The sequence below is a fragment of the Bacillus sp. ms-22 genome, assembly GCF_009759805.1.
GTDB lineage: Bacteria > Bacillota > Bacilli > Bacillales > Bacillaceae > Bacillus > Bacillus xiamenensis.
The window spans coordinates 3,493,372-3,507,297 of sequence record NZ_CP046653.1 but is presented as its reverse complement, the minus strand read 5'-3'; the positions used below and the strand labels follow the sequence as shown (position 1 = coordinate 3,507,297).

14 protein-coding genes are annotated in these 13,926 nt (G+C 38.3%); 6 read left to right on the top strand and 8 right to left on the bottom strand.

Going from position 1 to position 13,926, the window contains the following annotated elements; genetic code table 11:
- Positions 1-297 precede the first annotated feature (297 nt).
- From GPA07_RS17970 to GPA07_RS17945, 6 genes are all read right to left on the bottom strand, one after another.
- Entirely contained in the window at positions 298-1,191 is an 894-nt protein-coding gene (locus tag GPA07_RS17970; protein WP_157293094.1) for a hypothetical protein, read from the bottom strand.
- 327 nt (positions 1,192-1,518) lie between these two features.
- Positions 1,519-2,654 (bottom strand): IS3 family transposase gene (locus GPA07_RS17965; protein WP_157293170.1). Its coding sequence is split into 2 segments (ribosomal slippage): positions 1,519-2,405 and positions 2,405-2,654, totalling 1,137 coding nucleotides; the frame shifts between segments, so codons are not numbered across the junction.
- Positions 2,655-2,748: 94 nt separating this feature from the next.
- A complete protein-coding gene (locus tag GPA07_RS17960; RefSeq protein ID WP_157293093.1) occupies positions 2,749-3,300 on the bottom strand; it encodes a hypothetical protein in 552 nt (183 codons plus the stop codon).
- 16 nt (positions 3,301-3,316) lie between these two features.
- Entirely contained in the window at positions 3,317-3,694 is a 378-nt protein-coding gene (locus tag GPA07_RS17955) for a hypothetical protein (protein WP_157293092.1), read from the bottom strand.
- 558 nt (positions 3,695-4,252) lie between these two features.
- Positions 4,253-5,361 (bottom strand): IS3 family transposase gene (locus tag GPA07_RS17950; RefSeq protein ID WP_157293091.1). Its coding sequence is split into 2 segments (ribosomal slippage): positions 4,253-5,088 and positions 5,088-5,361, totalling 1,110 coding nucleotides; the frame shifts between segments, so codons are not numbered across the junction.
- A gap of 111 nt (positions 5,362-5,472) precedes the next feature.
- Positions 5,473-6,534 carry a DUF4352 domain-containing protein gene (locus GPA07_RS17945; protein ID WP_008360332.1) on the bottom strand — a complete coding sequence of 354 codons (1,062 nt, stop codon included), beginning with the start codon at positions 6,532-6,534 and terminating at the stop codon, positions 5,473-5,475.
- A gap of 539 nt (positions 6,535-7,073) precedes the next feature.
- Here GPA07_RS17945 and GPA07_RS17940 point away from each other — a divergent pair.
- Together GPA07_RS17940 and GPA07_RS17935 are read left to right on the top strand one after the other, a co-directional pair.
- Positions 7,074-7,502, top strand: coding sequence for a cell wall hydrolase (locus GPA07_RS17940; protein ID WP_008360333.1), 429 nt, complete (start codon positions 7,074-7,076; stop codon positions 7,500-7,502).
- A 112-nt stretch (positions 7,503-7,614) separates the two neighbouring features.
- Entirely contained in the window at positions 7,615-8,397 is a 783-nt protein-coding gene (locus tag GPA07_RS17935) for a glucose 1-dehydrogenase (RefSeq protein ID WP_008360334.1), read from the top strand.
- Positions 8,398-8,415: 18 nt separating this feature from the next.
- Here GPA07_RS17935 and GPA07_RS17930 read toward each other — a convergent pair whose 3' ends face one another.
- Both GPA07_RS17930 and GPA07_RS17925 read right to left on the bottom strand, forming a co-directional pair.
- On the bottom strand, positions 8,416-9,456 hold the full coding sequence (locus GPA07_RS17930) for an acyltransferase family protein (RefSeq protein ID WP_071168145.1): 1,041 nt from the start codon (positions 9,454-9,456) through the stop codon (positions 8,416-8,418).
- A 212-nt stretch (positions 9,457-9,668) separates the two neighbouring features.
- The gene (locus GPA07_RS17925) at positions 9,669-10,661 is read right to left on the bottom strand and encodes an LLM class flavin-dependent oxidoreductase (RefSeq protein ID WP_008360336.1); all 993 of its coding nucleotides are present in this window, start codon (positions 10,659-10,661) and stop codon (positions 9,669-9,671) included.
- 421 nt (positions 10,662-11,082) lie between these two features.
- On the opposite strand from GPA07_RS17925, the gene GPA07_RS17920 reads away from it, so the two are divergent.
- The 4 genes from GPA07_RS17920 (at position 11,083) to GPA07_RS17905 (ending at position 13,826) form a co-directional block, all read left to right on the top strand.
- On the top strand, positions 11,083-11,685 hold the full coding sequence (locus GPA07_RS17920) for a TerD family protein (RefSeq protein WP_008360337.1): 603 nt from the start codon (positions 11,083-11,085) through the stop codon (positions 11,683-11,685).
- A 21-nt stretch (positions 11,686-11,706) separates the two neighbouring features.
- Positions 11,707-12,288: a TerD family protein gene (locus GPA07_RS17915; protein WP_008360338.1), complete on the top strand. Its 582-nt coding sequence runs from the start codon at positions 11,707-11,709 to the stop codon at positions 12,286-12,288.
- A 39-nt stretch (positions 12,289-12,327) separates the two neighbouring features.
- Entirely contained in the window at positions 12,328-12,906 is a 579-nt protein-coding gene (locus tag GPA07_RS17910) for a TerD family protein (RefSeq protein ID WP_008360339.1), read from the top strand.
- A 140-nt stretch (positions 12,907-13,046) separates the two neighbouring features.
- Positions 13,047-13,826, top strand: coding sequence for a TerC family protein (locus GPA07_RS17905; protein WP_008360340.1), 780 nt, complete (start codon positions 13,047-13,049; stop codon positions 13,824-13,826).
- Positions 13,827-13,926 lie beyond the last annotated feature (100 nt).

Genomic DNA, 13,926 nt, shown 5'->3' with positions numbered 1-13,926 from the left:
TATAATGCGTTCAAAATAAAAAAGATTGTAGAAAAACATTAATTTCTCTACAATCTGAATCCAGATGATATAAACTGCAATTTTTTATTTGTTAATGAGAGTTTTTTTTTTAAAAATTAGGTTAGTAATTGTTCCAATGACTAGTGAAACTAATAATGCTCCAACTATTGCACCTATAACTGGTCGTATAATCCCATCCCCAGGCATTATACTGAGTATAAGAATCAAGAATATAACTAAAAAAGATATAATGTAATCTTTTTTTCTAAAAATCAATTTTAATCATCTCCTTGTAGTTTAACGTATTGTAGTTGACTTTGAGATTTTACCGTTTTTATTACAGGTAATTTCATTTCTGACATCTTTATATTGAAGGACTATACCCACACCACTATATTCAATTCCATAATGAGCATTAAACCTTGTGAAGACTGTAGCTGATGTACCTTTTGCGTTTCGGGTTGTACCTTCTCCATAATTATCTACTTGCCATGCAACGCCTCCCCACCGTTTTTTAACATATCCATCTTTCCAATAAGCTGTTACAGATTTTCCAGTGTATTTAAACTCTCCTTTAGTGTACACTTCCCACAATGGAATGCCAACCCAGCTATAAGCCACATATTTTTTACTGACTGACCCTGTATATTTAGTTTTTGCACTTGCTGTTTTTGGCCCTATTGCTTTAACTACACTTCCTAATACAGGTATGTTTGATAGCGTATCGTTTTCTTCTTTTAACACATCCGGATTTTCAGCGGTTAAAATTTCTACAAAGAAAGTGTCTTCATTAGTGAAAATAACATTAACATTTTCGTTAATTTCCTCAACCTTGAAATTCCCATTTTTAATATTATCTTGCATATAATCATCTAGATATAGAGTTTTTGTTGATTCGTCTAGTGAACTTGTTTCAGGTAGAATTATGGTGTTTTCTAATCTTTTGTCGATCTCCTTTTTTGTTTTTTGTTCTGTTCCAACTACATCTTGTAAAGTATCTTCTATTTCTTCATCTGATTTCACATTGTTTTCCTTTAATTCTTGAATAAATTCTTTTTCAGTTGTACTCAAATTTTTATTTTGTGTTGCTGAATTGTATGTACTTGCAAAAGCCCAGTTTTTTGGTAGTGAGTTTGGCGCGATTGAAATAAGCACTACAGTTATTAATATAATAGATATTTTCTTAAACATGCCCTTCCCTCCTGGAAAAAATAATACAATCATGATAATTATAACAAAAAAACCATATAATTATATAAAAATACATTATTTAATGGTTTTTTTCTATTTTTATTATGAATAACTGTTGGATAGTCATATTTTGTTGCGTGTGAAGTGATTTCATTAATTTTGCTTCTTTAAACTTTTTATTTTATACTCTTTCTATTTTTTAAAGTAAGATGAAAGTTCTTTGTATGTTGTAATCAAATATAGACTTCAATCAAAAAAAGACTAAAGAAAACCCCCGGGAACTAGTAGACTGACATAGCAGAAGGAGACACAAATAAAACACCCTTATTAGGCTGACATGCTACCAAATGTTTTTGGTGCGTGGTAGCCTAATTTTTCTTGGATACGCTCTTCATTATCATATTTGATGTAACAGTCGACTCGTTGCCTGACATCTTTTTCTGATATAGAGTTGAATTTAGTAAACATAAATTCCTCTGATTTTAAGCTAGAATGGAATGATTTAATCACTGCGTTATCCCAACAGTTACCTCGCCTAGACATACTGCTTGTGAGGTTCCTTGCCCCCAGCTCCTTTTGATATGCATACGAACTGTATACACTCCCTTGATCTGAATGTACAAGTACACCTTTAGGCAAATTCCTTTTCTCTAAAGCTGCCCTCAATGTGTCCAATATGAGTGATGTCTGTTGGTGATCATCTAGGGTATAGGCAACAACTTCGTTGTTGTACAAATCCATAATGGTCGAAAGGTAGAGCGTTCTCGATCCATACTGAATATAAGTAATATCTGTTACCCATTTTAAATTCGGATGTATTGCGGTGAAGTTTCGATTTAATATAATTGGGGCAATGACGACAGATTCCCCTTGTGATTTCCATTTCCTTTTACGCTTCACACGACATTGAAGATGGTATTTTTGCATGATGCGCTGTACAGTATTTCGGTTTCGTTTGATATCATATTGACGCTGAAGCAGCTTTCGGATTTTACGGTGGCCGTACCGGAACGACGTTTCGGTGCATAAGGAAATAATATCCTTCTCCACTTGTGATTTTTTACATATTCCTTCGTATACCCAACGATAATAGGTCGATCTGGCGATCTGCAAAATACTTAAGACAGACGTTACTGTATAGTTCTTCCGTAATCTCTCGATCAAACACAAGGCTACTCCCTTTTCAACTCCTCTACGATCTCCAAATACTTTTTTAGAATTTCATTCTCCATCTTAAGGTGTTCAATCTGCCTATTCACTTTTTCCTCTTTGGATACATTGTCAGGTCCATGCCCGAAGCTATATTGTTTTCCAATTGGCTGATCGAATCGATGTAGCTGATTTCCTCGATACCACTTCATCCATGTTTTAATCTGAGATACATTCTTTATATGATATTTATCCATAATTTGTTGATTGGTAAACTGTCCGCTTAATTTATCTTTTACAACCGCCCATTTTATTTCAGCTGAATATCTGTTTTTTTATGTCCCATTTGACTAGGTTAGTCTACTATGATAGAGGGCGTTTTCAGGTGAATGCCGATCACCGTATGTTTTAGTCTAAGAAACCGAATTGATCCAAGTTCTCTAAATAAAATTGAAAATACTCGTCATGAATATCAACTGGATATTCTTCTAACTCATTTTCAATAAGTGCACCTACAATTAAAGCATTTATATACCTAACAAGCTTTTCGCAACTAGCTCTTACGGTAAATTCTGAAACATATACTCCATCTTTACTTTCTAAAATAATATCAATTCTTCTACCTTCTTGTTCATCAAGCAATAAGTGATTATATTCCCATTCTTTTACCTTTTTGGGATTCAAAGGATGGAGGCGGTTGTGAAGTACTTGTTCACGATGATCCTTTTTTTCCTCATTCGAAAACAATTGAATCAATATACTCGGATCATCAATGACAAAACATTTATATATCTTAGTATATTCAAAGTGATCATCATTTACTAAATCTAAAATCTTTGTTTTTGAAAATTCTCTAGCTTTAAATTTAGACGTTATCATCTCAACGACTTGTTCTTTAGTAAAAGTCAATTGATCTTTTTTATATAAATACTGTTTATATAGCTTTTCGTAATTATACATGATTCACCTCTATTAATTATTTAACAGGACCTCCGTAGAATGAATGAGCTTTTGGAGTTCTTTTATATGGATGCCAGTGATAATAATAACCTTTCTTCGGCTTACCTTTGTATCTATCTACTTCTTTAAATGGTTTACCTTTTGTATTAGCTCCAGCTGCAACAACTTCTGCCTGACTAGAAGAAATAGACCAAATATCCTTTTTTGACTTCATTCTAGCGATTGCTTGCGATTTACTTAGTCCTTTTCCAACATATACTCCGCCTTTAATAGCAGCTTCATAATGATTATATTTTTTTTTGCTTTTAGACCTGTGCTTGATGGCTTCTGTAGCAATTACATAACCAGCTCCTCCAACAATAATCACCGCACCGGTATGAAATAAAGCAGTCATAAAGCAGTTACTAATTCTAGCATAATATCAATGATAAAAAGTTTAAAATTACCTTAAAATAAGCATAAAGAACCCTTTTTTTGAATTTTTTATAAAAATGGAATTATTTATATTTAGAAGAGTTTTATTAAGGAATAACTTAAATAGAAAAAAGAGTTGGTGAATGAAAATGATGGTTTACTTTTATAATGAGTTAGGAAAGAAGCTAGTTCTATAATATAGTTCAATAGAAATAAAGTATGAGGAGTACATTTTGTTTACATTTCATCTTTAACACAGATAAGCAGAAAAAATCTTAAGTACAAAAAAGAACAATCAGGATTGAATACCTCATAGTGATCAAGCTAAAGAAATGGAACACTGATTATAGAAAGAAATGTTGTCAGGGGTAAGATAAATTGACTATATTCTTGTTTTTTTATGATAGAGGGGGGAACGTTCGCCAAACCAGATGATAAATTATAACAAAAAACGGGACTGACCCCCGTTTTTGAGACAGGGATCAAAACACCTTTACGAAACAGCCAGTTGCCGAAACTCTTTTGGTGACTGGCTGTTTCATTTCAATTGAATTCGGATATTGATATAATAATCAATATACTCCCTGACTGTTTTTTCTACAATGGCTGTTGTAGTGTTTGTCAGGTGGTGGAGATAAAATCCTTCTGATTTTAAACTGGAGTGGAAGGATTCGATGGGGGCATTATCAGCGGGCATTCCCTTACGGGACATGCTCATGGTAATGCCTTTTTCCTTTATCTCCTTTTGATAAGCATAGGAAGTGTAGACCGAACCTTGATCACTATGAAGTACGCAGCCTTTAGGCAGTGTCTTTAACTGCTTCAATGTATCTAAAACAAGAGAAACATCCTGTTTATCACCAATCGTATAAGCCACAACCTCACTTGTATATAAATCTTTTATGCTGGATAGATAAAGCATTTTTTGCCCAAATGGCAAATACGTGATATCTGTCACCAGTTTTTCAAGTGGCTTTGTCGCAGAAAAATCTCGTTTTAAGTGATTTTCTGCAATGTAATAGGGTTGACCGGTCTGTTTACGCTTTTTCACTTTCACACGACACTGTAAACCGTAGGTTTGCATCATTCGTTGTACTCTCTTATGGTTAATCTTCATTTCTTTGCGCAGAAGAGCCGTTATTTTACGATACCCATACGTATACTTGTGTAACTTACAAAGTGTTGAAATAAGCTTGATTAACCCATGTTGCTTTGAGTGATGATGATCTTGTTTTTTCCAACGATAAAATGTTGATTTAGCCACTTCAAATAGCTGACAGAATTCACTGACACTCACTTTATCTTTTACCGTTTCGTAGATCGACACGAGTGCTTCTTTTTCCACCACCTTTCCCATTCTCGGTACTTTTTTAATATGTCTATTTGTTGTTTTAGATAGCGATTTTCTGTTTTCAATCTCTCGTTTTCATCTTGGTATTCAGGTCCTTTACCGTATGAATACTGCTTTCCAACAGGTTGATGAAACCGGTGGGTTTCACCATTGTGATACCATTTCATCCAAGTTTTCACTTGTGTTTTATTCTTAATTCCTAGCTTGTCCATGATTTCTTTTGTTGAGATTCCTGCCAACTTCATCTGAACCGCCTCTTCTTTTACACTTGCGGGGTAACTGACTCTTGTTCCCATACAAAAAACACCTCCAAATTGTTTTCAGGTATGATATACCCGATTTTCAACTTAAAGGTGTTTTTTATTTGTCTCACTTTATGGGGTCAGTCCCGAACCGGGGGTTTTTCTTTAGTTCTTGATGAACTTTTCAACCAATGAGCTTGTTTTGTAGTCGTTCAAATCAAGTTTCCATTGGTCGATATCGTTTTTCTTCATGTTCACTTCTACTGTTTCTTCAGAAGATGATGGTCCTAATTTTTTAAATTCATCTGGATAGATAGAAAGTAGATATTTCTGAGCATCATCATAAGATGCTGTACGGTTTTTGCTGTAGAATTCAGTTGCTTTTTCTTTTAAACGATCGACAAGCGGGCTTGCATCAATTGGAGTCAGAGTGACTGTTACGACCGCTTTATCACCGCTGATTGATTTCGTTTTTGTTGAAACTTTTGATTTTTCAGCTAATGTTTCTTTCACAGCTTTTAGAAGCTTATCAAGGTTTTCGTCTTTCGCTGAGCTAGATGAAATACCAGAAGACGAAATATAGCCTTGTTTGAATGATTTATCAAATTCGTTCACTACAGTTGATTTGTTATCACCAGTTAGTTTTTCGAAATCGTCGTTTTTCTTACCAAAAATCATGACATCAATATAAGAAGAAAGGGCTTTTGCAGACGCTTGAAGTGTTTCTGCCTTTTTCATCAAGTCTTTTCCTTTAATATCGAATTCCAGTGTTTTGTCATCTTTTTCCGATCCAGTACCAGGCTCTGTGTAGACAAGTTGATAGTCTTTGTCTTTATCAACCACATAGAAAAGACCGCCTTTTAATACTTTGTCTGCATTTAGAGAACTTGAAGATAATACTTCGTTGTAGTCATCTGGAGAAATCGTAGACACCTGAGCGTCATCTTGGTAAAGTGTAAAGTTGCTTTTATCTACATTAAGAGGTTCTTTGCTGATGTTTTTCACAGATACGTTTACTTTTAGGACATACTGATCATCCTGTACAGATGTATCGTATTGAGGTGGTAATGTGTACTCAGCACTTTCTACTTTTACTTCTGCTGCATCAAGAGATTTTTTTGTATCGCTTTCTTTCGCAGCTGTTTTGTCTTTTCCACCACTACAAGCAGCAGCGACAACCGTTACACACAAAATCAGAAGAAACAGGGATAATTTCTTTTTAAACATGAGATGTTTTCCTCCTCGGGTTTTATGGTGCATTTCATTGGAAATCTTTAGATCATATCGTTCTTTTTGCACAAAAAGAAAAATATTGTATGTTTTTTACTGTAGAATGAAGCGAAAGTACTGTCAATACTTCAGTGCGTTTCAAAGATTGACCGGCTTCAAATAGTAAAAATGACACTAAGTTGATAGGAGAAACTTGTATTTTATTGTTTGAAATCTCCTGTAAAAACTCAATATTTTATATTTTAAGGTTTTGAGTCGGATTATTGAATAGGTTCAAATGACTGTTTTTGAAGAAGGTGTAGGAATTAGAAGGATTTTTATGACTTGTAAATGAGTATATAGTAATGAATATTATTTCCTGTTATGTGTATGGTTACTTGGTTTGTGTGTTGTTGACAGAGAGACACATGTCCAGCGAAATCTTGAGTTATTTAGACAGGCTGCCGCCACTAAACGTGTTTTTTCATGTCAAAATGGCAGTCATCTACACACAAACGCTACATAAAATAAAAGAGAAATGAAATGGAGGTGGATGTATGGCAGTGGTAAGAGCGACAAGCTCTGATATTGATTTAATGGCCAGACTGTTGAGAGCGGAAGCAGAAGGTGAAGGAAAGCAAGGGATGCTGCTTGTAGGGAATGTAGGCATCAATCGTTTGCGTGCCAACTGCTCTGACTTTAAAGGGCTGCGTACGATTCCACAAATGATTTATCAGGAGCATGCGTTTGAGGCGGTCACGCATGGCTATTTTTATCAACGAGCACGAGAAAGTGAAAAGGTACTTGCACGAAGGAACATTAACGGGGAACGATTTTGGCCTGCGAAATTCAGCCTTTGGTATTTCAAGCCGCCTGGAAATTGTCCAGCGACTTGGTACAATCAGCCGTTTGTGGCAAGGTATAAGTCACATTGTTTTTATCAGCCCACCGCCGAAACGTGTGAAAATGTGTATAACACCTTTTAGCTTGATGAACAGCACAATCCTTTTGAAACAAGAGGATTGTGTTTTTCTTTTTTTCAAAATGGGTAACCATTGTGTATCAACAAGTTGCAGCACGTGATTGGAGGAAATGAAGATGTATCAAGATTTAAAAGGAAAAACAGCCATTGTGACAGGTTCGTCTAAAGGAATTGGACAAGCGATCGCCTTGCGTTTTGGACAAGAGCAAATGAACGTGGTTGTGAACTATAAAGGCGATGAACAGGGTGCTGAAGAAACGGTACAAGCCATTCAGCGGCATGGAGGTCAAGCGGTGAAAGTACACGCAGATGTCTCCAAAGAGGAGGGAATTCAGGCATTAATGGATGCAGCACTGGAGCATTTCGACGCATTGGATGTGTTTGTCAATAATTCAGGCTTTAACGGGGAAGAAGCGATGCCGCATGAAATGACGCTGGAACAATGGCAAAAAGTCATTGATGTGAATATCACAGGCGCATTTTTAGGAGCAAAGGCGGCCATTGCCTATATGATGGAGCATGATGTAAAAGGATCTGTCTTAAATATATCCAGTGTCCATCAGGAAATTCCGCGTCCGTTCAATGTTCATTATTCCACTTCCAAAGGCGGAATGAATATGATGACGAAGACGCTGGCTCTTGATTATGCCGAAGCGGGTATTCGGGTCAATGCGATTGCACCAGGCACCATGTCAACCGAATCGAATGACGATCTTCAAGATGAACAGAAAAAGGAAAAACAGCTTAAGAAAATTCCGATGAGAGCCTTTGGTGATCCGAAAGAGATTGGGTCTGCCGCTGCATTTCTTGTATCTAAAGAAGCTGCCTATATGACAGGTACCACATTATTTGTTGATGGAGGTATGACGCTTTATCCTTCTCAAATCAATGATGAATAGAAAAAACCATCCGCCCTATTAGCCGGCGGATGGTTTTTGTTCGTAGCGGTGTGCGGATTTGGCTGGTTTGCCGAGCAGCATAGGATACTTGCTCAAGAAGGAGATGCATGGCACCATGAGCAGCAATGTACCAAGCGTATAAAAGAGCGTCCAAGACAGGTGGGCTGTATCAGAAATATTGATGCCTAGTCCATAATAAACAAATGCTTTCATGATATCGATGATGGCAAATTGCAAAACGAGAATGACAATGGAATGACGTCCGAGATACGTCAAAATAGTGGACGTTTTCAATTTGAAGCTTAAATAAATAACGGCAGCTGAACCAAGCAGTGCACATACATAGAAAATAAATAGATCGCCATAGTCGTTGACACGCATATCAATCCGTGAATTAAAGCGTTGCATGTAAGCCGTCAGCACAAGCAACCCTGTACATAGAAGGAGGGTTGGATCTGTTTTTAATTCCACAAACCATTGCTTGGCTAAAAATCCAATTGCATAAAACACAACAGCCGTTAAGGCGACATTGGCATTCCAAGGGAGACTGTGGTCTAACAAGAAAGTAGAGGCATATCCAGCTCCTCCGCAAAGGAGCGTCAGTAAACTCAATACAGCTGGTTTTCCTTTTGAGAGACGATGCATAAAGAAAAATAAGATGTCCACTAAAAAGAGCGTCGTTAAAAACCAGATGGCTGGGTTGTGCGTCAGCCTTGCTTCATCTGCATTGGATATAAAAATACCTGTAAATGGAACAAAGGGATCAATATCCGTCTGCCCCTTAAAAGCGAAAAAGCGGGTAACAGAGAACCAGAAAACATACGTAATGATGGAGAAATAAAGATAAGGTAAGAGCAAGCTTTTGGCTTTTTTCTGAATAAATGACATAGCAGGAATTGAGGATGATCGAAACATCATACCTGATAGTAAAAAGAAAAGCGGCATATGAAAAGAGTAAATGAATTGCTTTATTGAATCAGGAATGGGTACGTGTGCCATGACGACGAGCAGAATACCGATTCCTTTAGCTGCATCTACCCAGTCGAGTCTCTTTTTCATCGCCTATCATCTCCTTTTTTTCAGCATTGTAAACCGTTCATTTTATATGTACCTCCACTATATAGAAGGTACACCTTCAATGCGTTTACAGTTCGCTAACGATTAGACGACACAATTGCGACCAGATGACAAAAGGTAAGATTTTGACATCTCCATGTTACATTTCCCATTTTTTGTGACAATGTAAAAAAGAAGCCATGTGATGATTGGCTTCAAAATAGTTCTGCGATTCGTTCGAAGGAGCGCTGTTTTTCTAATGGATCAAAGGAATTGTTCAGAATCATGATATCCTCCGTTTGATAGCGATCCATTAACATTTGGAGCTGCTCTTTCACTGTTTGCTTCGAGCCCACAACCATTCGCTTACGATTGTGTAACACTTTTTTCTTTTCCTGTTCAGTATAGTGATATGCCGCTGCTTCTTCTATAGAAGGAACGCGGCTGTCGAGTCCTTTTTCAACACGAAGCAGCCATAAATCTGTACTGCTGGCGATGCGGCTCGCTTCCTCATCTGTTTCATCGCAGATAACAAAGACAGCAAACATAGATTGTGGCTGACGAGAGAAAGCAGATGGAGAAAAGTGTGACTGGTACGTCTCAAAAGCCTTTTTGCCGCGTGCAGGGTGAATAAAATGGCCGAAAATATAGTTGATTCCAAGGGATGCCGCCTGCATGGCACTATTTTCTCCTAGTCCAAGCAGCCAAACCGGCGGAGGAGAGGGAACGAGCGGGGCAGCTTTCACTCCCGCATGCGGATGACCAGAAGGCAGGCTGTCAGATAAGTAAAAAAGAAGATCTTTCAGCTGGCGGTCAAACTGAGACAGATCCTTCTTCATGCCGTCCGTCAATGCCAGTCTCGTCCTTTCAATTCCGCCTGGAGATTTACCAACACCGATCTCAATCCGTCCAGGGTAAAGGGCTTCAAGCTGCCGCGCAACCTCTGCCACTTTAAAAGGGCTGTACTGCGGGAGTAAAATGCCGCCAGAGCCTGTCCGCAAGGTCGATGTATGTGCCGCAATATGAGCCATTAATATTTCAGGCGCCGTACTAGCGAGCCCTCTTGTGCTGTGGTGTTCAGCGAACCAATACCGCTCATACCCAAGTGTTTCCGCAAGCTGGGCGAGCTTCGTCGTCTGGACCAATGTCTCATGTGCTGTCTGCCCTTTAGGAATGGCGACTTGATCTAATATATGAAGTGATGGCATCATCAACATCCTTTCATCAATACGTGGAATCTCTATTCACAAGTATAAAGAAATACATGTATGGAAGGAAACGAAAGGGTGATCCTTCTTTTACATATACCTGAATTTTCTATATCAACATATGAAGCTGTGCCAACACTCTTTTCATTAGTAGAGCTGTTAATCGGGAACATTCGACATTGTTTCACATGAAACACGTGATTTACGACATAAAGTATTTTTCATCAGGTTCTTTCTTTTTAAAAAAATATGACGTTATTGAAACCTATGGTGAACATAGATCGTATATACTAGTAAATAGAAAAAAGAGTAAGAGGCTCCCATGTCATTTCATGAATTTTGTCGAATTTTCATGTATGATGATTTAACAGGGTCCATCGCTTAATAAATAGATTTTTATTATGCTGGAGGAGTGATTGATTTGGCGATTACATTAGAAAAAGGTCAACGTATTGATTTAACAAAAGGGAAAGCAGGATTAACTAATATTCTGGTTGGACTTGGCTGGGACCCTGTATCACAAGGCGGCGGTTTTTTAGGAAAACTGTTTGGTGGCGGAGGCGGCGCTGATATTGATTGTGACGCTTCAGTGCTGATGCTGAAAAATGATAAATTTACTGAAAATAAAGATTTAATTTATTTTGGCAACTTGAAAAGCAAATGCGGCAGTGTTGAGCATACTGGTGACAACCTGACAGGTGAAGGAGACGGAGATGATGAACAAGTCCTCGTGAACTTAAGCAAAGTGCCAGGTAATGTGAATAAATTGGTGTTCGTCGTGAACATCTATGATGCTCTTAGAAGAAACCAGCACTTTGGTATGATTCAAAATGCTTACATCCGCATCGTTGATCGATCAAATAATCAAGAATTAGTGAAATATAATTTAAAAGATGAGTATGCAGGTAAAACATCATTAATCGTTGGAGAGCTTTATCGTCACGAGAATGAGTGGAAGTTTGCGGCTGTTGGAAATGGTACAAATGATGTAAAGCTAGCCGATATTACGAGAAACTACATTTAACTTAGAAGGGAGAGGTTCCTGATGGGAATTTCTTTAGCGAAAGGTCAAAAAATTGATTTAACAAAAACGAATCCAGGCTTAACAAAAGTGGTGGTAGGACTTGGCTGGGACGTGAACAAGTATGACGGCGGACATGACTTTGATCTAGACGCAAGTGTATTCCTTTTAGATGCGGCAGGTAAAGCAAACTCTCCATCTGACTTTGTCTTTTACAATCAAACAACTGGCGGAGGCGGCAGTGTCGTACATACAGGCGACAACCGCACGGGTGAAGGAGACGGAGATGACGAGCAGGTCAATGTCGACCTTTCAACTGTACCAGCGAGTGTTGAGAAGATTTCATTTGTCATTACGATTCATGATGCAGAAGCGCGCAGTCAAAATTTTGGACAAGTCTCTAACGCTTACGTACGTATTTTAAATGCGGCATCAAATGAAGAGCTCATTCGATATGATTTGGCAGAAGACTTTTCGATTGAAACAGCGATTATTGTAGGTGAATTATACCGTCATGGCGGAGAGTGGAAATTCTCGGCTGTAGGATCAGGCTATCAAGGCGGACTTGCCCGTATTGCAACGGACTTCGGCTTAGATATCGGGTAATGCCCGTTTTCATATGTTTAAAGACAGGAGAGATACGATATGGCGATTCAACTTTCAAAAGGACAACGTGTCGATTTAACGAAAACCAACCCAGGACTGACAAAGGTGATGATCGGACTTGGCTGGGATACGAATAAATATTCTGGCGGAGCCGAATTTGATTTGGACGCTTCGGCTTTCTTAGTGGATGCAAACAATCGTTGTCAGCAAGATACAGACTTTGTATTCTATAATAACCTGCAGCATCCTAGCGGTAGTGTGACTCATACAGGTGATAACCGTACGGGTGAAGGAGATGGAGATGACGAGCAAATTCTCGTTGATTTCTCAAAAATTCCTGCTAACATTGATCGTATCGGAATTACAGTGACGATCCACGATGCAGAGACGCGCAACCAGAATTTTGGACAAGTCTCTAATGCATTTGTTCGTGTTGTAAATGAAGAGGGCGGGGAAGAATTGATTCGCTTTGATTTAGGGGAGGACTTCTCAATTGAAACAGCTGTTGTGGTATGTGAATTGTACCGACACGGTAGCGATTGGAAGTTTAACGCAATCGGAAGCGGATTCTCTGGCGGACTTGCAGCTCTTTGTCAAAATTATGGATTAGAAGTGTAAATAGGAGAAACAAATCAATTCAAGAGGCGCTGCCAATGACTCATATGAGGGCCTTTTCCAAAGTGAGAAAGAAACAGCGATCAAGAATAACAGCAGGCGAAAGCCTGCTGATGCTTCTACACTTATAGGAGGAAAACCAGTTGGACATTTTGAAACATATGTTGGACACGTATGCCTCGTTTTTTGATTGGCAAATGTGGGCAGAGGTATTAACAGACCCTGTCTCTTGGGGGCTCATTGGAACCCTTGTTGTGCTTGAAGGGTTGTTGTCAGCGGACAACGCACTTGTATTAGCTGTCATGGTGAAACACTTACCTGAAAAGCAGCGTAAAAAGGCATTAACCTACGGATTAATTGGCGCTTATTTCTTCCGTTTTCTATTCATTGGCGTAGGAATGCTTCTTATTAAGTTCTTGTGGATTAAGGTTCTAGGTGCTGCATACTTAGCTTGGCTTGTCATTAAGCACTTCTGGTTAGGTGACGGAGATGACGAAGCGAAGGAATTGAAAAAAGAAGGCTGGATGATTCGTGTATTTGGCGTCTTCTGGGCAACCGTTATTTCTGTAGAAATTATGGACCTTGCCTTCTCGGTGGACAGTATTCTTGCCGCATTCGCTGTATCTGAGGAAGTATGGATTCTTCTATTAGGCGGAATGCTGGGGATTCTCATGATGCGTACAGTGGCACAGTTATTCCTTGTGCTTATTGACCGTATACCAGAGCTTGAGAATACGGCATTTATTCTCATAGGGATCATTGCTGTGAAAATGGGCTTAAGTGCTGCTCATATTGAAATCCCGCATCTCGTCTTCTTTGCGATTATTATTTTAGCATTTATCGGAACGTTTATTGTTCATAAAATCAATAAGAAGAAACATCAAGTTGTGACAAACGAAGCTGCGGCTTCAAAAGAAGAATAGGACGATTGAAAAGGAATGGAGTTGACTAACGGCTCCATCCTTTTTTGAATCATCAAGTCATTTGTTCGATTTTCTCTCTAACAACAGGAGGTGGCACTGC